Here is a 20568-nt window from a genome sequence, read left to right as displayed (position 1 = left end):
CTCCACTTCCGGTTGGAAAGCGTGCCGAGTCAATCGGTGCGCGGCGCGGTGTTACTGCGCAGCAGCTTGTAGGTGATGCTGTCGTGCAGGGCATTGAACGAGGCGTCGATGACGTTGGCGGAGACGCCCACCGTCGACCAGTTGTCACCATGTCCATTGGCGCTCTCGATCATCACCCGCGTGACCGCCGCTGTACCCTCGCCGGGGGTGAGAATGCGCACCTTGTAGTCGACCAGCCTGAGATCGGCCAGTGTGGGGTAGATGGGGATCAACACCTTGCGCAGTGCGGCGTCCAGTGCGTTTACCGGCCCGTTGCCTTCGGCCACCGACATGAAATGCTCGCTACCCACGTCGAGTTTCACCGTCGCCTCCGACATGGTGATCAGCTCGCTTTTTGCGTTCCAGCGCCGTTCGTCGATGACGCGGAAGCTGGTCAGACGGAAGAAATCCGGAATTCCCTCCAGCGCACGGCGGGCCAGGAGTTCGAAGCTGGCCTCGGCGCCATCGTAGGCGTAGCCGTAGTACTCCCGATGCTTGACCTCTTCAACCAATTGATTGATCTGCGGACTGTCAGCCTCAATGTCAATGCCGATCTCGCGAAAGCGCGCCAGAATATTGGAGCGCCCCGCCTGATCGGAGACGACGATGTGTCGGCGGTTGCCGACCAGCTCCGGCACGATATGTTCGTAGCACTTGGGATCCTTCTCGACCGCCGAGACGTGCAAGCCGCCCTTGTGAGCGAAGGCCGACTCGCCGACGTAGGGCGCGCTACGGGCAGGAGGTCGATTGAGCCGCTCATCGAGCACACGCGAGACATGGGTGAGGCGGGTCAGCTCGTTGTGATCGATGCCGGTGTCGAGATCGAGCTTCAGCATCAGTGACGGGATAATCGAGATCAGGTTGGTGTTGCCGCACCGCTCGCCCAACCCATTGAGGGTTCCCTGCACCTGGCGTACGCCCGCCTGAACGGCGAGCAGACTGTTGGCCACTGCATTTCCGGTGTCGTTGTGGCAGTGGATGCCCAGGTGATCGCCGGGGATGGTCTTGGCTACCTCGACGACAATGGATTCAATCTCCTTGGGCAGCGTGCCGCCGTTGGTGTCGCACATGACGATCCAGCGCGCGCCGGCATCCAGTGCCGCCTTGCAGCACCGCAGGGCAAATTGGGGATTGGATTTGTAGCCATCGAAGAAATGCTCGGCATCGAACATCACCTCGTCGACCTTGCTGGCTACATAGGCGATGCTTTCGCTGATCATGGCAACGTTTTCGTCGAGATCGATGCCCAGCGCGACGTCGGTGTGAAAGTCCCAGGTCTTGCCCACGATGGTGATAACCGGCGCCCCGGTATCGAGGAGCGCCTTTAAACCGGGGTCATCCTCGACGCCCTTGCCGGCGCGGCGTGTCATGCCGAAAGCCGCCAGGCGCGACCGGTGCAACTGGGGCGCCTCGGCGAAAAAGGCGTTGTCCGTGGGGTTGGCACCGGGCCAGCCACCTTCGATGTAGTCGAAACCCAGCCGATCCATCTCCAGCGCAATGGCGATCTTGTCGGCCGCGCTGAAATCCACACCTTGCGTCTGCGCGCCATCGCGCAGCGTGCTGTCGTAGATGTATACCCGTTTTTCGTTCATCTCTTGCCGCTTTGACTCTGGAGCAGTGTGCCTATCCACCCGCCGATGCGCAGTCGCCCTCCCATATCCCGGGCTGCATCACGCGTGTCATGGCATTAATTGACCAAATCCATGGGAAAGCCCGCAGGATGCCGGATATTCGGCACCGAGACAAGGGTGAACAGGTTGAACTCAGGGTGACTGGAACCGTCGATCAGGAAGACGATGGGCAACGACCGGCGCTCTGAATCAGCCCCCAACCATATTCGGGGTCGCGTCCGGGTGTTCCCAAATCGATAACCGATTTTTTCTGGGCTTCGATCACCGCGGCGGGTGCCATTCGCGTGATGCGCGTAGCGAGAGCGGCCGTGACAAATGGCGTGGCGTAGGAGGTTCCGGAAAAGTAGGCACCGCCACCCCTGGCGTCGGCGCTCCACACATCCACCCCGGGGGCGCTGAACACCACATAGTCGCCGTGCGTCGCGTTCCGGTAGAGGCGGGCATCGGCATCGATGGCGGTCACTGCGATCACTCCCTGCTGCGCGGCCGGGTAAACAGGTGCGCCCTTCGCCCCCCCATTGCCGGCGGCGGCCACGACTACCACGCCCGTCTGCATGACACGGTGCAGCGCCGCTTCCACCAGCAAATTGCGGGGTCCGCCGAGGCTCAGATTGATCGTGGAAACCCGTTGTTCCAACAGCCAGTCGAGTGCGTATGCAATCCGCTCCGCCGAGGTGTCCAGCGCATCGTCGCGGCCGCGAAAAACGCCCGCCACGAAGAGTTGGGCGGCAGGCACCAACCCTGCCATGGCCTCGTGCTCTCCTTGCGCGACCAAAAGGGCTGCAACCGCGGTTCCGTGGCGCGGGGGCGCAGGCTCGATACCGGACGGCAGAAACGATTTCTGGGTGATCTGTGCTCCCTGCAAGACGGGGTGTTGGTTCGTCACCGTGGTATCGATCATCCCTATGCGGATCGGTGTATTGCAGGAAACGCCCTGACCATCCCATCCCATCATGCGCAAGGCGTAGGACTTGGGGTCTGCATCCGCTTGCAGGGTAAACCGGTGATTGGCGTCGGCCCATAGATCGGGCAGCTGGCCGCGTAGCTGCAGCAACGCGTCGCTGACCGTCATGCCGACGGGCAGGCGCACGACACTGACCACCAGACCTAGGCCCTTCAGTGTGCGCCGGCGTTTTATGGAGAGACCCATACCTCTTGCGGTCTCAGCGAACTGACGGGCCTCATCAGGACTGCTGTGAATGATGACCACCTCTGCCGGCTCGATGTCGGATTTCTCTGCTTCCGGCGCGACCGGCGGCACTTGCGGTACCGGTGGCAGTGGCGAACTGAGCAGGCTGCCATAGGAGGGTTGTGGGAGGCCGCCGCTGTCTCCGTAGTATCCGGAATCGCCGGGATAGCCGCTTTCGCCCGGCCACTCGCCGCCGTACTCGGGCGCTGGGGTCGATTCCGGAGGTGGTTGCGCGGAGGCGCCCGATCCCGCCGGCGGAAGGACAATAGCAGGTCCGCTGGGCGTACCCGGCATGGGCAGCGTGAGTTTGGGAGCGGCGAGGGGCGCAGAGGCGCAAATGGTGATGTTCTTGTTGATATTGCTCAACCACTTGCCATGATTGGCCTGCTCGATACCCAGGTAATACCACTGGTTCAGTTGAATCTTGGGATCGTTAGGAATGCGCACGGTGATGGAGGCATCGCTCCAACTCAGTATCTGTGCATCGACGTGAATCCCGTGCCCGCCCAGTGCGACGCCTTTGCCCGACTGATTGCCGAAATGCTTGCCCTGGATGGTGACACTGCCCCCCTTGCTGATGCAGGTTGCGGGGGTGAAACCGCTGATGATTGGAATGGTAATCACGAAGGTGCCGAATCCGCGCGAAACGCTGGGTGACGGCAATGTTATTTGGGGGGATGTCGAAGGTGGCGCCGCAAAAGCTGCTCCCGTTGTCAGGATCAGCAGGAGAGGTGCCGAACAAAACGCAGCGCGTACGCGACGCTTTCTAATCAGTACTGGCATGGATCACCACGTCGCCGTGTTCACGGAGCCTGTCGAGCGCCTGCTGTAGCGCCTGTGGGGAGGGCTCGGGTGAATCAACCTGGATTCGATAAAGCCCGAGCGCGCCGGGACCGGCTACCACCTGGGCGTCGATGCTGTTCAGCAGCGTGCGGATCTGCAGTTCAGTGGCGCCCGGATGAAATTGGATCTGGATAACGTTGTCCTGGCCGGCTGACCCGGACAGGGGTTGGAAGCGCTCATCTTTCGGACCCATCCCGGCCAACAAGGCCGCTTGCACAATGATAATCACCGCCGCAGCAGCCACCGCCGGTTTCCACCAGGCCGAACCACGCGAGGGGCTACCGGTTTCGGTCTCACTGCGGAGTTCGCGGCGCAGGCGTTGCCAGCCCATTTCTCCCGGCGCATTGCCGGTAGGCAGGGTTTTCATGCCGCTGCGCAAAGCCTTCAACCACTCGAGCTCGGAGCGAACCTCCGGATGTTGGGTGATGTACTCATCGACCTTGCGGCACTCCGCGTCGCTTAAGGTGCCGTTGACATAGGCAGGCAGCAGATTTTCGATTTCGCGACGATTGTTGTCAGGCGTTGGCATCGGCTTTACTTCGTCTGGTTGGCGTTTGGCTATCCCTTGAGTCGTAGATTTGACGGTGCTGGTTCATCTTCCGTTCAGTTTTCCGGCAATTTACAAGCCGGTTGCGCCTAAACAGAGTTTCAGCAGTTTGCGGGCATGAAACATTCGGGTCTTGACAGTCCCCACCGGGACCCCGGCAACCTCGGCGATCTCGCCGTAGGGGAGATCTTCAACGAAAGCGAGGTGCATCACCTGGCGATGTTCGTCAGAGAGTCCGTCCAGGCAGTGTTGCAGACGCTCGGCGTCTTCCACGCCTGCCAGTGCCCGCTCAATACCGACGTCGCCATCGTCGGTCAGCTGGTCATCCAGCTCCACGACCTCGGGACCGGGTTTTTTGCGCAAACGGTCGACCACCTTGTGGTGTGCGATGCCCAGCAACCAGGTCTGCACCTTGGACCGCCCTTCGAATCGCCCAGCAGATTTCCAGACCTCCATCATCACCTCATTGATGATCTCGGCCGACAGATGCGGATCGCCCAGGCGAGCCTGGGCGTAGGCGTAGACGCGATGCTGAAACAGGTAATAGAAACGCTCGAGCGCCCGCTGGTCGCCGCGGGCGATCTTGTCGAGGAGCTCGCTGAGTTCGGGCTCGGTCGGCGGCGGCTGCATGTGCCTTCGGAAACCGGTGGTCGGATCCGCGCCCTAGGGGACGCGGATCGCCCGCAGTGGGCTTTCGCCAATTACGGTGCCCTCGGAGCCGATTGCCAGTACACGCCATAGATAGGTTCGACCCGACATCAGATGGGTACGCGCCAGGGTGGTCAGCGGTACTGCGGACTGATCGCCCGGCACCAGCAAACCCGTGGTGGGGGAGATGGACGAACCGGGACGCGGATCGATGGCGCGTGGCTCATCGACCGGAGCCGTGTCGGCCGGTAATTCAATCGGTAGACCCTGCTCAAAGAGCTCCAGCTGATAGGCGCGTACGCCGGCGATCGGTTGCCACGTAAACCGGGTGTCGTTGCCAAGCAGTGACAGATGGGGCGGCATGACCAACCCGATGGGTTCGAGCGGTGCGGGCCGCGGTTGCACGAAGTAGCGGATGACCGGGTCGGTATCGAACAGCGCCGGATCGGTCAATCGGAATCTCACCAGGTGCAGCCCGGTGCTGCTCGTGGGCAGGCGCGGGCTGAACAGCGTTTTATCACCGCCGGCTGAGAGGAATTCGCGTACCTGAGTCAAAGGCCGATAGATAGGGGTCCCGGCCGTGCTCGTTGGATCGGCAGCCTCCCAGACACCGCGGATAACGCCGGAGCCGGTGTGCGAGATGTCGGCCTTGGCGCGAAGAAACTGCTCCTCTTCGGCGATCTTCTCTATGGCGCCATCCTCGAAGCTCAGCGCCAAACGGCCGATCCCGAAGGCGGCGGCCGAGGGGCTGGTGAGGTCGATAAGAAAAACGCCTTGTACTGCTGCGAAAGGGCCGTCGCCATCTTCGAAATCTCGCACGTACTCGATGCGCGACACACCCGCCTTGAACGCCGCGAAGATGACATTGCTGGGAATGAGCAGTTGCTCGTTCAGCGTGACAGTGACAGGGACGCTAACGGCGCTGGTGGTGAGGGTTCTCGATACGATGCCCAGGGTTGACCCGTTGGGGATCCTGAAAGTCCCTGTTGTCGACTGAACGAATGGTCCGTCATTGGTGGTCGCGCTCCAGCGAATGGTGACGCTTGACGATCGACCGATCGCGGCTTTTGTTGATGCGGGCACGATGGTGACCCCACCCGAAAACGTTGCCGACGCCGCTGTACTTACAAGCAACAGGAGCACAGCAGTCGCAATGGATGCTAAATCCCTGGTTAGTTTTGTCATGATCCTCAATCCCCTAGTAGAGCGCAGACCAACCGACGTTCACTCTGAAAAAGACCTGATAGGTATCGGTCGAGAGAGTGGGGTCGATATTGTCCGTCGTGTCGGTCTTGCTCCCATCAATTGTCAGCGTTACGCCCGGCCGGTTCGTTTTAGGCGGAATCGCGGTCCAGGTGACTCCTGCCGTGACCGTTTGGGTTTCGGTATTGGCTGAGTCGTCTGAGACCTTGCTGCGGTTCACGTCCACACTCAGGTGGGTGCTCCAGCGATCCGTGGGGTTGTAGTTGAGATTGACGCCTGCAATGCGTTCCCGCGTGACCACTCCGGTGTCTTCGTATCTTAAACGCCCAACCTGAACACGAGGTGAAAGCGAGAAGGTGTCGCTGATATTGAAGGTGGCCTGGAGTTGGGTCTGGGTATCGCGGGTGTCGGGATTGAAATTGGTGACATCCTCGTATTCGATCAGGTCATGCGCTATCCCCCAGCTCCAGCGTTCGTGCAGGAAGTCTGCACCGATGCTCAAGGTATCGGTGGTGCTGTCATTCCCGCTGCCGCCGTAGCCTGCCGGCAGAACCTTGGTTTCATCCTGCTGATTGGTCAAGGTGAGTCGATAGTTCTGCTGGCCCCAGATGCCGTAGGGCTTCTCTGGGTCGTCCGACGGTAGCGGCGAGTAGTTGATCGAGGCCGATGCGATGTCCGTCTGGTCGGTGGGCAACAGACTGTTGCCATCAACGTTGGTCTCTTCCTGGGAGAGGCTGGTATCGATACGCAGCGCCGCCCAACTGAAGTTGACAAAGCCGCGGATCATATCCCGGTCTGTCGTCGGTGCCTGACCCGCCGGGGTGGTGAAAAAGGGACCGATCCTGCGATGTTCGATGTTGAAACTCAGGTCCATAGGTTGATCGTCGACGTACTTCTGTTCCCAGGGGCGGTAGGAGAAAAGCGCGGTGACGGCGTTGTCTTTTTCCGGATCGTAACCACCGTCGCCGTCGAAGTCATATTCCGAGCCGGCGTACTCGCCGCGCAGCCGGAAACGATTATTATTCCAGCCGGCGTCGGCACGGAGACTCCACGCTTTGCCACCTGTGATCGTGGGATCACCCACGACCGATGAACCGTCCGCAGGTCCCTCGCCGTCCACATAGACGGCCGACAACTCGACATAGCGTCCGTCGGCACGCACCGGGTATCCGGTCCAGACCACGCCATTGACGCGATCATCCGAATCGCCCACACCCAGGCCCTCACGGGCACCGCTGATGGGTGACGAACGCATGATGAATCCCGTCACGTTTTGCCCCTGGTCTGCCGTTGACGCCGTGGCGGATATGCCGCGGTTGTAAACACCGCTGGCGACCAGGCTGTCGGAGGGTATGGCGTGATGTCCCGCCTGGACGACCACCGGTCCCTGAGTGCTGGTGAAGAGGAAATCGCCCACCTCGCCTTTGCGCTCGGTTGCGGCTTCATCGAACATCAGCGGGATATAGGCGGTGCCGCGCCAATCTCCGTTGGCGACCCGGGCATCCAGCGCCAGCGAGCCGGTGGCGGTGTCCTTGTCGGGCAGCGAAGTGCTGTCGTCATCGGCCACCCGGCGAATAAGGCTCAGATTACCGTTTATCCCGAGCGCTGCTTCGCGAAAGGCTTTGCTCTTGCGCACCTCCACATCCCATACCGCCCGCTCGATGATGTCGCCGTCCGGTGTGTACTCCACCAGACGCAATTGGTGTGGACCAAAGCTCAATGCCTGTACCGGCTGGAATACATAGATGGGCGCGCGTTTGTTGTCGATGAATCCGGTGACGTCGATGGTATCGAGCTCGAGCGCCAGCCTTGGCAGGCTCTCTGCGGGTGCCTCGGGAGGGATATAGATTTCAAAGGGTGTGGAGGGGCCGCGGAATTGAGCACCGGACACCGGCTCCAGACGGGGCTGCCATTCACTGGCGTCGGCGCTGTTGGGTGGTGCGAGAATAAAGGCAAAGAGCGTGGCCGCAAGACCCGCCCAGGTTCTGTTTATCATGGGTTCTTCCTTCTCCCGCGTTTAGTCTTATTGGATGCCAGGTTTTTTAACGCCTAGCCTAGTCTACTACCATGCTTACCTTTCAAGCGAAGAATGCTATTACTGGAGTGAGAAAATCGTGTTTTATGATAGCGTTACTTTATAGCAGAATAAAAGATCATAATTCTGTGGAGGGCGGGGAGCGAACCCCGGGAATCGCCCGGTAGTGGGTAGTTGAAACGCTCGCCCGGCATGGGCGGAGAAGGAGAGGAGCATGTTAACGCCATTGAGCAAGTTGCTTGAGGAGAAGGGGGCTGACGTCCTTTCAGTTGCCCCGGACGCCTCTGTCGCGGATTGCGTACGCAAGATGAACACCGAGCGTATCGGGGCGCTGATTGTGATGGATGGGTCCAAGCCCGTGGGCATCTTCACGGAGCGCGATGTGATGACGCGTGTGCTCGATGCCGAGCGGGATGTGAAAACCACCAAGGTCTCCGAAGTGATGTCTCCCGATCTGGCCTGTGTAGCATCCTCAACAACCGTTGGCGAGGCGCTGCAGATCATTTCAGAGAAACGTTTTCGCCACCTGCCGGTCGTCGACGATGGTGTAGTGACCGGGATGGTATCCATTGGCGATCTCACCCACTGGCTGGTGCGTGGCCAGGAGCAGGAGATCAAGTATCTGGTGAACTACATCGCCGGCAACTATTGAGTCTCGCTCGGGGTATCCATCGATACCCCAATCTCGATTAATCGGTCATACCGGGCGGCACTCGCCTGGGACGGGTGCCGCGTTGCGTTTCGGGAGGCGACAGATTGAGCGTGGCAGATTCTCCGATTGGCAAGACGATCCTGTTGCGCCTGTTTGTTCCCTTCGCACTGGGCTATTTCCTCTCGTACCTGTTCCGGGTGGTCAATGCGGTCATCGCGCCCGACCTGACCCGGGAATTGGGCCTCAGCCCTGCCGATCTCGGCCTGCTGACCTCTGCCTATTTCCTGACCTTTGCGATGTTTCAACTACCATTGGGTGTCATGCTCGATCGCATGGGTCCGCGCCGGATCGAAGGTATTCTGTTACTGTTTGCGGGCGCCGGGGCGCTGATCTTTGCGCTTTCCGAAAGCACGCTAGGCCTGGTAATTGGACGCGGTTTGATCGGGTTTGGCGTCTCCGCGTGTCTGATGGCACCCTTCAAGGCCTTTGTCGACTGGCTGCCCGCGAATCGTTTGCCGCTGGCCAACGGGGTACAGATGGCGGCAGGCGGTTTGGGGGCGTTGAGCGCTACAGCACCAGTTCAAGTGTTGCTTCAAGTCACAGATTGGCGTGGCTTGTTTCTTTTGTTAGCGGCGTTGAGTGTGATTGTCGCGGCGGTCGTCTGGTTTGTCGTACCCGACCGCCCGGAGGAGCCCCCGAAATCGAGCCTGCGGGGGCAGATACGGGGGGTAGCCCAAGTCTTTACCAGTGCGGCATTTTGGCGTATCGCGCCATTGGCGGTGCTCGCACAGGCCAGTTTCCACTCTATCCAGAGCCTGTGGGCCGGACCCTGGTTACGTGATATCGCCGGTATGGAGCGCGGCGATGCGGCCAACGTGCTGTTTCTAATCGCAGCGGCGATGGTGGCCGGTTTTATTACATGGGGTGCGTTCACGATGCGGCTTAATCGACGGGGCATTCGCACCGCCACCGTAGCGGCCACAGGCATGAGCCTGTTTATCTGTGTTCAGATAATGTTGTTGTTCCTGCCGGTCGCGTGGACCGTGCCCCTGTGGATGCTGTTCGGCTTCATGGGGACCACTGGCATACTGAGTTATGCTGCGTTGTCGCAAGCCTTCCCAAGGGCTTTGGCGGGTCGCGTCAATACCGCGGTCAATCTGCTGGTATTCGTGGTTGCCTTCGTTGCCCAGTGGGGTATGGGAGGCGTGATCGGATTGTGGCCTGTGCGTCCGGGAGGGGGCTATGAGCCGGCCGCGTACCACGCAAGTTTCGGTATGATGATTGTTCTTCAGCTCACAATGGCGCTTTGGTATTGGTGGTCGGTGTTTCGTGAAAGGCGTGGGACGTAAGGCAGTTCGGGATTGATCATGTCACAGGCGCAAATAGATTCTTTCATTGTAGAGTGCCAGATTCCAGTGGTGGCGGGAGTGATGCGGGAACAGTTCCTGATCCGTGGACGAGTGTTCAACAGAGGTGTAGAAAAGCGTGCTGAAGTGGTGGGATTTAAAGGTTCTGCTTCGCGAGCATGAACTAGCGCCCCCGGTTGCGTACCTGTAACTCCTGCCGACCGTCCCGATGAAAAGCTGTTGGCAGTGTCAAAAAACTATTGTGCATTTCCGTGGGGGGTGGCTCTGGTTGCTCACAAGGCTGCTGAGTAGGTCGCCTCTTGGTCCGTCTCATCAAGCAGTCTTGTATTCATGTGCTTGCAAGTGCCCCGCGCGGTACCTGATATATGGTGCGGTCGAGCAGCTATCAGCATCAGCACCGATGACCGCCGGGGAATACACCGACCATCTCACGGACCTTGCCCGCGGGCACGTGGGAGCACACATTGTGAAAGAAATGGACCGAAGCAGCGCTGCCAGTCGGCGTCGGGAAATATCTTCGCGAGCGCCTCAACCAAGCTTAGGCGGGCATCGAAAACAATGAGCTACACTCCGTGTAAACCGGCCGCTTTCCACTGCTTCAGAAAGTCCAGCCAGCTGGATTTGTCCTCCTTGTGCCCCTCGCCAACGCCTAATCTACGGCTGAGCCCTTACGTGTTTAGCGCATCTCCAGGGTGTGCGCTTGCTCGGCGTTCTTGATCGAGGGCGGGGCGGCAATGATCGTGGTATCGACGGCTGTACTGAACTTCAGCAAGCAGCCACGTTTCCTCCAAAACCCTACATGCCTCGTTACCTGGAGGGCGTGAACAACATCAATATCGACGAGACCTCGTGCAAGCACTGCTATGTCTACGTAACCAATGCCACGATCTGTTGAGCAGATGGCTGCTGTGGCGCGAGGAAAATCGCACCCAGCAGGCGCAGAAAGTGTTCTTCGATTTCCTGGCGCCGGAACGCGCCGCAGAGCTTTAAGGAATCTGATGCGATATATAGTAGCCCTACTTTGACGTGTTCAAAGCCAGATTGCCCCAGGTGGAACTGGTGGTGAGCGCGCGTTGTCTGTGCCTGACGAACACTCCTTTTTACCCATTATCGGGCTTTTTTGAAGTGTCCGTGAAATCAGGGTAGAACCCGTATTTGGGATAACCCATGAATTTGATACGCGGCATGGAAGTAGGGGAAGAGCACGCTGATTTGGTGCAGCGCTTGCTGAGTGAAGAAGTGGAGAGTGAGATGAAGGGAAATTAACTGCCAGAGATCATGATGGGATTAAGCGCTTCGCCAATTCATAGTATGAAAATGCAGTTTTACTGCCCGTCATTTCGACTGGGTCAATACACTATAATCTACTCGGTCACCTGGCTGCAGGGTACCCAGAGTGACCTGTGGGGTTTGCCCATTACGACGAGAGTTTTAAAACGGCGGACATTCGGGTCACTAAAGAATAGACGCTTTGTTAGCGCCTCGAAATTGCTCATATCCTGTGCCAACACGATAAGCACGAAATCGCCCTCTCCTGTAACGTAGTAGCATTGCTGTACCAGATCCTCATCGGCTGCTTTACGGGCAAATGCAGCAATTTGATCGGAATTTTCTCGAACCAGCTCGACGATTACGATAAAGGTCATCGGTAATCCGACAGCTGCCGGATTTATCTCTATAGTATCGCGCACGATCACACTATCATCACGCATTCGCTTGATCCTGCGCTGTATAGCGGGTGCTGATAGGGCAACCTTCCCAGCCAGAGTGTCCAAAGATTGGCTTGCATCACCCTGAAGAAGATCTAGCAGTTGTCTGTCAATTCTATCGAGCTTGCACGCACGCAATTTTAAACCTCACTTGTCGTTAAACTTTTGCAATAAAATTAAACGATAACAACCAACATCACAAGAAAATAACACAGTCGATTGCTAACCTCCGTAATACGTTAAGTTTAGGTGTAAGCGGCTATGCGCGTATTACGCAACCCATTACGTCATAAGGGTTTTTCACCTCAGGCGGGTTTAGCTGAAGGGCGTTTAATTGACGACCCATCTGAGCCGCTGAACCTACTACGGCTATGCCCATGTGCTAAGCCTACCCCCTTGCTTGAGATACTTGGTCTTGCTGGTGCACTTGGGGTTGGCATGATTTATCTCAAGGATGAAAGAGAGCGGATGGGCCTGGGCAACTTTAAAGCATTGGGGGCCGCTTACGTCATCGCGCGGCAAGCATTCTCTCAAGTAGATGATCCAGATTCACCAATAGACCACGATCAGATTAAAGAGATTCTGAGAGGAACGGTATTTGCCTGCGCTAGCGCAGGAAACCACGGGCTGTCGGTGGCAGCAGGAGCCCGTGTTTTCGGTGCTAAAGCGGTCGTCTATCTTAGTCACACAGTACCGGAGGATTTCGCTGAACGCTTGCGTTGTATGGGTGCGGAAGTGGTTCGTGCTGGGAACGACTATGAAGCCAGTATGGCTGTCGCTGTTGCTGATGCCGAACGACATAAATGGATTCTACTCTCCGATTCCTCATGGCCTGGCAATGTGGAATTACCCACGCGAGTTATGGAGGGGTATCTCGTTATGGGAGCAGAGATTGTCGATCAGATATCGCTTCCCCCCCAGTATATTTTTTTGCAGGCGGGGGTAGGTGGTATGGCGGCAGCAATGACCATTCTATTCCGAAAACGATGGGGCAATGAACCGGTCATTGTCATTGTCGAGCCAGAAGCTGCACCAGCACTTATCGACAGTATCTGCAGTGGAGCACCGGTTAAGGCACGGGGGCCTCACTCTACGATGGGGCGTCTGGATTGCAAGGAACCCTCACACTTGGCCCTTGCTGAATTAGCTCGGCATGCGGATTTCTTCGTCACGGTAACAGATGAGGAGTGTGAGGCGACTGTACGGTTACTTGAAAATCATAATGTTACAACGACGCCATCCGCCGCTGCGGGTGTGGCTGCTTTACATCATTCCGGTAACTGTAGGGATGCCTTAGGTTTGACCGCACAGGCTCGGGTGCTAGCGATCATTACCGAGAAGCGGGAGGGTCGGCATAAGGACAAGTAAATTCGCTGATTATTCACTGGGTTTGAATATTAATATAAGGAGAATACTGTGTCGCGATTACAGAGTGTCGTAGATAAATTGATTGAGACCGATGTCCTTATAATCGGTAGTGAAGGAGCCGGCGCCACAGCAGCCTTGGAAGCTATTAAATATGGTGTAAAAGTTACGGTGGTCACTAAGGGAACTAATATCGGAAAGAGTGGGGCAACGGTTACCGGTGATGCCGATTTAGATGTCGATAGCAATAGTTTGTTCTATCGTTTCGGGCTCAAGGACGCGGACCCTGCTGATAGTAAGGATAAGTTTTTCGAGGACATGATCAAGGGGGGCAAGTTTCTAAACAATCAGAAGCTAGCAGAGATTCACGTGGATGAAGCGCCAGATCGTTTACAGGATTTATTGAATTGGGGAGTAAAAATTGACAGCTTGACGCAGGCATCCGGTCACTCGTATCCCCGAGGTACGATAATTCCAGGCACAAAACTGATGCCAAGGCTGCGTAAAGCTGTTTTAGCTACGGATGTACAGTTAATACCGAATTGTGTAGTTACCGATCTACTAACGAGCGGTAAGCATGTAATAGGTGCGGTCGGTATAAATGCCGCAACAGGTGAATTCATCGCGTTCAAGGCGGGTGCGGTAATTGTATGTACCGGTGGGGCTATGCGGATGTATCCATATACCACTGCTCCGGAAGAACTAACAGGCGATGGAGGGGCAATGGCTTATCGGGTTGGTGCGGAGATGGTTGAAATGGAATTTCCGATGTTTTTACCTGGGTCATTTCCATGGCCGCCAGCACTAAAGGGAGTGGATGTACCTTTTATTCTTTCGACTGCAGGTAGTGTTGGTGGACACTTGCTGAATAAAAAGGGTGATCGGTTTTTGCGTCACTGGGATCCTGAGAGGATGGAATGGACGACACGCGATATCGCTTCTGTCGCTATCATGGCTGAAATATTGGCAGGTAGGGGTAGTGAGCACGGCGGTGTGTATGTGTCCCTCAAACATCTCCCAGATAATCTGATCGACAATCTTGAAACCTGGCTGCCCCCAGAATACTACCCATACTATGGTGGTTTTAACATGAAGGACTATTTGCCCGATTTAAAGAAAGATGCGATTGAATCGGTACCCGCAAGTCATTTCTTTAATGGGGGAATACGAATAGACGGAGAATGTGCTACTAGTCTTCCCGGTTTATTTGCCTCCGGAGAGGCCACAGGTGGCGTTCATGGAGCCAACCGTCTATCCGGCAATGCTTTTACAGAGATGATCGTATTTGGACATCGTTCGGGTCGGTTTGCTGCCAACTATGCCAAGCAAGTGGGTGAAATGTCGATCGATGTTGAAGAAGTGGAAAAGAGACGCCAAGAGCTATTTGCGCCCCTAGAACGTGAGAGCGGTTTACTACAAGTCGACATTCGAAAACATATGCAGCAATTGGTTTGGGAAAAAGCTGGCGTAATTCGGGATGGAAACAGTTTACAGGAGGCGCTGAAAGAAATTATTCGAATCCGTCAGGAAGATCTACCTCAGATCCACACGATTAACAAGGACAGAATATATAATCGAGAATGGATTCAATCGTATGAATTAGGAAGCATGCTGACAATCATGGAGATGGTTTGCAGAACTAGTCTAAAAAGAGAGGAAAGCAGAGGGTCTTTATATCGTCGAGACTACCCTCAGACTGACAATATTAATTGGGCCAAGAATCAAGTGGTGAAGAAATCAGATGAGGAGATGCAAATACATAGTGAGCCATTAGTAGTGACAAAATTGGAACCCCCAAAGAAGATTATGAAATATGGACGAACCGATTGAAGAGGAGCGCTATAGTTATGAAAAAGGAATTGAAAAAAGTCACGGTTAAGGTACTTCGTTCAGGATCTGGCGGTGGCAAGGAGTCGCATTTTGATAGTTATGAGGTTCCCCTGGACGGAAAATCTACTATTTTGAACGCTTTGTACTATATCGCGGATAATATTGATCCTACTCTGGGGTACTACGGTTCATGCCGAATCGGAAAATGTGGGGCGGCGTGTTCGATAATGGTCAACGGTAAAAATCTACGATCATGCGCTACGTTATTAGAGGGAGACGTAGAGCTTAAGCCCCTTTCTGCATTTGAAGTTATAAAAGATCTTGTAGTCGATGATTTCCGCAAAAAAACTAGTAGTTGATCTGTTGCGAGGCAGTGTTCGTAGGCGGAGCTAGGCTTTTTATGAGAGAAGAGATAACCAGTTCCATAAGGGCGCGAGCGCAAGATCTCCAGCAGGAACTGGTAAATATGCGAAGGAAACTGCATAGCCACCCGGAGTTAGGGTTTGAAGAAACGCAAACGGCAAAATTAATATGTAAAAAATTAGATCAACTTGGTGTGAAGTACCAGTCAGGAGTAGCGGGTACCGGAATAGTAGGAGTAATAGAAGGCTGCGATTCGGGCCCAACGGTGGGTTTGCGCGCAGATATGGATGCGTTACCGATCAGCGAAGAAAGTCGAAAGCCTTACATATCAAAAATCTCGGGGGTGATGCACGCTTGTGGGCACGACGCGCACGTCGCATGTTTGCTGGGCGCGATAGAGGTGCTTGTGGAATTGAGAAAAAGTATTCGGGGGTGTATCAAATTTATCTTTCAACCAGCAGAGGAGATTGATCTTGGTGCCAAAGCAATCATTGCAGCTGGAGGATTGAAGTATCCGAAACCGGATGCGTTCTTTGCACTTCACTGTAATCCCGATATTCCTGTCGGCTACGTGGGACTGAGGTCGGGCATAGTAATGGCGTCTATCGATAATATACGCATAGAGGTAACGGGTCTCGGCGGACATGGCGCGATGCCGCAAAAATGCGTCGATTCCATTGTGGCGGCCTCCGCACTGGTAATGAACTTACAGACAGTGACGAGCAGAGCCATTGACCCGTTGAAGCCAGTGGTGATGACTGTCGGTACGTTCAGGGCTGGAACTGCAAGCAATATAATTGCAGAAAAAGCAGAATTGACAGGGTCGATACGATGTCTTGATTCTGAGGTCCAGCAGCTACTGCCAAACATAATACAAAATATTTGTGACAAAACAGCACTAACTTTTGGAGCTGATGTTGAATTGGACTACGAAAATCGGGTGCCTGTGCTTGTTAATTCAAAAAGTATGACAGATATCGTTAGACGATCAACCTTGGCGGTGCTGGGTGAGGATAAAGTATTAGATATTGCTGCATCAATGGGCGGGGATGATTTCGCATTCATTTTGAAAGAAGTACCTGGAACCTATTTTCACCTGGGAGTGGGCTCTTCAGAAAAAACGCGCATGGCGCTGCATAACAGTCAATTCGATATTGATGAAAGTTGCTTGTCCATCGGTGCAGCTGTTTTAGCCAGCTCCGCCATGCTTGCGTTGGAAGAGCTGCAACAGCAAGGGTGATCGAGTCGAAAAGGTGTCTGCAGCCTAAATTATCTGCATGAGAAGGGATGGGTCAGATGTCTAAACAAGCATGGTTTCCCATGGATGAATACGAACAGAGAGTTAATAAGGCAAGGAAATTAATGGCTCGGGAGGGAGTCGACTTACTTTTTATTACGGGTGACCGTAACTACAACTACTTTAGCGGTCACCGACCGGTAATGACTTTGGAAGGTACTGTAGCAAGACCGAACTATTTTTTGCTTTCACGGGAAGGAACGGCCCACCTGATGGTCCACAAGTTTGTGGTCGGAGATGCATCTTCGACGACATGGATAGAGAATATCAGCACATACACTGATATACGGGAAGCCCCTATCCAGGATCTGGTAAAAATAGTTCGAAGTATGAAATCTAAGGGTAAAAGAATTGGTGTTGAGTTGGGTCAAGAGCAGAGAATCGGGATGCCTCTAAGTGAATTCACAAGACTCACGGAGGAGTTGGCAGACTACGAGTTTATCGATGTGGCGCCGTTGCTATGGGAGTTACGGATAATAAAGTCTAGACGAGAAATAGAGTGTATTCGGCAGGCCATGGATATTACTGCAAGGGGGTACATAGAGGGGTTTGAGAAAGTATCGAAAGGGATGACAGAAAAAGAGGTAGCCCGTGAGTTGACAAAGGTAATGATCGAACGAGGCGCCGAATATTTTTGGATCATGATTACCTCCGGGCCTGCCAATTACACACGCATAAGCGGTAAACCGACGGATAGGCAGATTCAGGACGGGGATATGGTTTGGGTGGATATGGGTGCAATGGTAAACGACTATTGGGCGGATTATTCCAGAGCAGGTGTTGTCGGTGGACCCACCACCAACCAAGTGAAATACCAGAAGATTATTATTGATACAACAGCAAAAGGTATAGCTGCCGTAAGATCAGGAGTTAAAGGGTCCCATATCGTAGATGTTTGCGAAGAAGCACTGAGAAGTAACGGTGTGGAGATTACGTTTTCTGCAGGACGGATTGGCCATGGTATAGGAATGCTGTTTACAGAGCCCCCGAGTTTGGCTCGTTGGGATCCTGTGGTTTTACAAGAAAACATGGTTGTCAGTGTCGAGCCAGGGTTAGTGAGAGAGGACGGTATTTACCATGTAGAAGAGAATATATTGGTTACTGAAAAAGGGTCAGAAATTCTCTCCTGCGCCCCTAGAGAATTATGGGTATTGGGTTGAGCGAGCCGTCAGATAGTGACTAAGATCATGAAAATATTTGGATTAGATAAAATAGACAAAATAGTATCAATGATCGAGGAATTCGTAGTAAGTGCATGCATGATAATGATGGCCGCTGCTCTCCTGGTTACGCTCGTATTTCGTCTATTGAACATTACAATAGTGGGCGGCGAGGAGGTAGCAGAGTTTGCGATAATATGGATGACATTCTTAGGTTTAGCGCTTTGTGCACGCAGAGGAATTAACATTTCAATGTCTTTTTTTCTGGACAAGATGCCTGCTAATACAAAAAATATAATGACTATACTGATATGTCTGATTACAGGAATATGTTGTCTGTATTTAGCGGTGTTGGGAATCCAGTTGACCTCCGCAGTATTTACCAGAGGGCAGATTACTCCCGCTCTTAGAATACCTATAGGGTATTTTTATATGGCCGCACCAATAGGATTTACTTTGTCCGGGATCTATTACTTGGCAAACGTAGCTAAAGGCATGAAAACAAAGAAAATGATGGTGAATATGAGATCTGGTGAAAACGAGTAAGACACCATAAATATTTTCTGATCCTGAAGATAGTAGTGATAGCGCGAATTGGTGAGATGCGCAATCGATTGCGTCATATGTGAAGAGCTGCAATGAAGGTGGCGCGCTGGGGTGAAACGTCCGAAAGCTACAAATAGTAGACTACTGTGTGAAATACAGCACTTCTCAATTCAAAGCAACGCACAATGTGTCCTGGAAGGTTTGCATTATATAAAAACTCATTGGATCAAAAGCACGGTGATAAAATAAATAAAAACTGGATGGTACGCAAGAATCTTATGTTCAGAAAGAATATTACAGAATCGACTAAATATTGTAGAAACAGTATTAGAAGCATATCAGCAGATATCTATAACGGAGTCACGCCTGCATGACACTATTTTTGGTAGTAGCTCTAGTCTTGTTGCTGGTATTGGGCTTCCCAATGTTTATTGTGATGCTGTTACCGAGTCTAATGGCGTTACCAATTTACTATGGGCATATTCCTGACTTTACTTTAGTTCAACGGGCAATTTCGGGGGTTGTTCCGTTTCCGCTAGTAGCTATTCCGCTTTTCATATTTGCTGCAGACATTTCTATGAAAGGACAAATGTCTAAACGTCTTATTAACTTAGCAGAAAAACTAGTAGGACATAAAACGGGCGGTTTTGCACAAACGACAGTGCTGTCGTCAATAATATTTGGTGCGGTATCAGGATCCACACAGGCAACAGTAGCGGCGATCGGTTCGAATATTTACCCCACGATGCTGGAAAGAGGATATAAACGATCCTTCACAATGGCTTTAGTCATCAATTCAAGTAATGTTGCACAGCTTATACCGCCAAGCATATTTATGATCGTATATGGCGTAATAACCGGGACCTCGATTGCAGCACTTTTCATCGCGGGTCTTATTCCAGGTATTACACTCGGTTTGGGCTATATGATGTACTCTTGGTGGTGGGCAAAAAAATATAAAATACCCCGTACCGAGAGAGCCACTGTAAAGGAAATAGGAAAAGCGGCTAAAGAAGCTTTGGGCCCATTAGGGTTTATACTAATAATAATCGGTGGTATTTACGGAGGCATCTTTACTCCTACCGAAGCAGCAGCCGCAGCTGTCGCATATAGTATGTTTCTTGAACTGATAATTTACAGAGCGCTTAGAATTAGAGATATAGGACGAATAGCACTAGGATCCAGTGTAACCATGGCAATGCTACTTATACTGGTTGGAGGATCCGAAGCGTTTATATGGCTCCTAACGGTGGCACGGGTGCCGCATGAGGTTACAACCTTACTTCATAACATAAACCCATCACCGATATTATTTCTTCTGATAATTAATGTAGTATTTTTTCTGGTTCTGATGGTTTTTAATCCAATATCAGCAATGATCGTATTGACGCCCTTGCTTATGCCTATGGCGCAACACCTCGGAATAGACCCTGTTCACCTCGGCATACTGATTACGCTTAATGCTGCTATCGGATCAGCAACTCCGCCATTTGGTGTGGACATATTTACAGCTTGTGCGATATTTCGCCAACCGTATCACGTGGTAATATCAGGCGTTACACCCTTCATCGCAATTGGAGTAGGTGTGTTGGTTTTCTTGACATTCACAGAAGACCTAGTGCTTTTCTTACCGCGCCTACTTGCAAGTTATTAACCCGAATCGCCCCGGGTATCGTGGAGGGTCGTTGGTTTAAGTCAGGCTGCCATCTTGGCCAGATTATTGAGTTGCCGGTAGTAGTTTGCCTCAGCTTTAGTAGGTAGAGATATATTCCAAGGGCTCCATCAGCCTCTGGTGGTTGAACCATAATACCCATTGACCGTATCCCCGTAATCCGAGCCATGCAAGATGTGGGGTTTCCATGTATTTTGACTCCAAGGAGGTCCAGTATGAAACGCAAGCGCTGCTCGGAAGAAAAGATCATTTTGATCCTCAAAGAGCACTAGGCCGGGGCATCAGTGCCTGATCTGGCCCGCCGGCACAGCGTGGTCGAGAGAAATGGACCCCTAAAATTGGACAGCGCGATAAGTGCGTCCTCAGTTCAAGCCGCCAGCCTGGCAGCGGTTTCGTAGTACACGCTGTCCGGCGTACGCCGGTCAAGCGATTGATGCCGCCTTTCCGAATTATAGAAAGCGAAGTACCGCCC

General features: G+C 53.6%; 16 protein-coding genes. 9 read left to right on the top strand and 7 right to left on the bottom strand.

All coding sequences use genetic code 11. The features are described from left to right. Positions 1–29 precede the first annotated feature (29 nt). The 6 genes from DWQ09_00545 to DWQ09_00520 form a co-directional block, all read right to left on the bottom strand. Complete coding sequence (locus DWQ09_00545) at positions 30–1631, bottom strand: citramalate synthase (GenBank protein ID KAA3630414.1); 1602 nt, start codon at positions 1629–1631, stop codon at positions 30–32. 193 nt (positions 1632–1824) lie between these two features. After that, positions 1825–3642, bottom strand: coding sequence for a hypothetical protein (locus DWQ09_00540; GenBank protein KAA3630413.1), 1818 nt, complete (start codon positions 3640–3642; stop codon positions 1825–1827). Continuing rightward, the gene (locus DWQ09_00535) at positions 3626–4231 is read right to left on the bottom strand and encodes a hypothetical protein (protein KAA3630412.1); all 606 of its coding nucleotides are present in this window, start codon (positions 4229–4231) and stop codon (positions 3626–3628) included. The genes DWQ09_00540 and DWQ09_00535 overlap by 17 nt, the downstream gene beginning before the upstream one ends. A 90-nt stretch (positions 4232–4321) precedes the next feature. Then, entirely contained in the window at positions 4322–4879 is a 558-nt protein-coding gene (locus tag DWQ09_00530; GenBank protein ID KAA3630411.1) for an RNA polymerase, read from the bottom strand. Positions 4880–4912: 33 nt separating this feature from the next. Further along, complete coding sequence (locus DWQ09_00525; protein ID KAA3630410.1) at positions 4913–6040, bottom strand: hypothetical protein; 1128 nt, start codon at positions 6038–6040, stop codon at positions 4913–4915. A gap of 55 nt (positions 6041–6095) precedes the next feature. Continuing rightward, a complete protein-coding gene (locus tag DWQ09_00520; protein ID KAA3630409.1) occupies positions 6096–8096 on the bottom strand; it encodes a hypothetical protein in 2001 nt (666 codons plus the stop codon). Between the two features lie 253 nt (positions 8097–8349). On the opposite strand from DWQ09_00520, the gene DWQ09_00515 reads away from it, so the two are divergent. Then, positions 8350–8787: a CBS domain-containing protein gene (locus DWQ09_00515; GenBank protein KAA3630408.1), complete on the top strand. Its 438-nt coding sequence runs from the start codon at positions 8350–8352 to the stop codon at positions 8785–8787. Between the two features lie 104 nt (positions 8788–8891). After that, entirely contained in the window at positions 8892–10136 is a 1245-nt protein-coding gene (locus DWQ09_00510; GenBank protein ID KAA3630407.1) for an MFS transporter, read from the top strand. Between the two features lie 1382 nt (positions 10137–11518). Here the strand turns inward: DWQ09_00510 and DWQ09_00505 are convergent. Further along, positions 11519–12001 carry an Lrp/AsnC family transcriptional regulator gene (locus DWQ09_00505; GenBank protein ID KAA3630406.1) on the bottom strand — a complete coding sequence of 161 codons (483 nt, stop codon included), beginning with the start codon at positions 11999–12001 and terminating at the stop codon, positions 11519–11521. 123 nt (positions 12002–12124) lie between these two features. Between DWQ09_00505 and DWQ09_00500 the strand changes: the two genes are divergently transcribed. The 7 genes from DWQ09_00500 (at position 12125) to DWQ09_00470 (ending at position 20078) form a co-directional block, all read left to right on the top strand. Beyond that, on the top strand, positions 12125–13231 hold the full coding sequence (locus tag DWQ09_00500; GenBank protein ID KAA3630405.1) for a pyridoxal-phosphate dependent enzyme: 1107 nt from the start codon (positions 12125–12127) through the stop codon (positions 13229–13231). A 48-nt stretch (positions 13232–13279) separates the two neighbouring features. Continuing rightward, on the top strand, positions 13280–15058 hold the full coding sequence (locus tag DWQ09_00495; GenBank protein ID KAA3630404.1) for an FAD-binding protein: 1779 nt from the start codon (positions 13280–13282) through the stop codon (positions 15056–15058). Positions 15059–15075: 17 nt separating this feature from the next. After that, positions 15076–15417, top strand: a complete 342-nt coding sequence (locus tag DWQ09_00490; GenBank protein ID KAA3630403.1) for a hypothetical protein — start codon at positions 15076–15078, stop codon at positions 15415–15417. Positions 15418–15458: 41 nt separating this feature from the next. Then, on the top strand, positions 15459–16661 hold the full coding sequence (locus DWQ09_00485; protein KAA3630402.1) for an amidohydrolase: 1203 nt from the start codon (positions 15459–15461) through the stop codon (positions 16659–16661). Positions 16662–16708: 47 nt separating this feature from the next. Beyond that, positions 16709–17878 (top strand): aminopeptidase P family protein, encoded by a 1170-nt coding sequence (locus DWQ09_00480; GenBank protein KAA3630401.1) that lies wholly within the window; start codon positions 16709–16711, stop codon positions 17876–17878. A gap of 15 nt (positions 17879–17893) precedes the next feature. Continuing rightward, the gene (locus DWQ09_00475) at positions 17894–18424 is read left to right on the top strand and encodes a TRAP transporter small permease (GenBank protein ID KAA3630400.1); all 531 of its coding nucleotides are present in this window, start codon (positions 17894–17896) and stop codon (positions 18422–18424) included. Positions 18425–18794: 370 nt separating this feature from the next. Continuing rightward, entirely contained in the window at positions 18795–20078 is a 1284-nt protein-coding gene (locus tag DWQ09_00470) for a TRAP transporter large permease (protein ID KAA3630399.1), read from the top strand. Positions 20079–20568 lie beyond the last annotated feature (490 nt).

The organism is Pseudomonadota bacterium, from assembly GCA_008501635.1.
Classification (GTDB): Bacteria; Pseudomonadota; Gammaproteobacteria; order QQUJ01; family QQUJ01; genus QQUJ01.
This window is presented reverse-complemented; position numbering and strand designations above follow the sequence as displayed.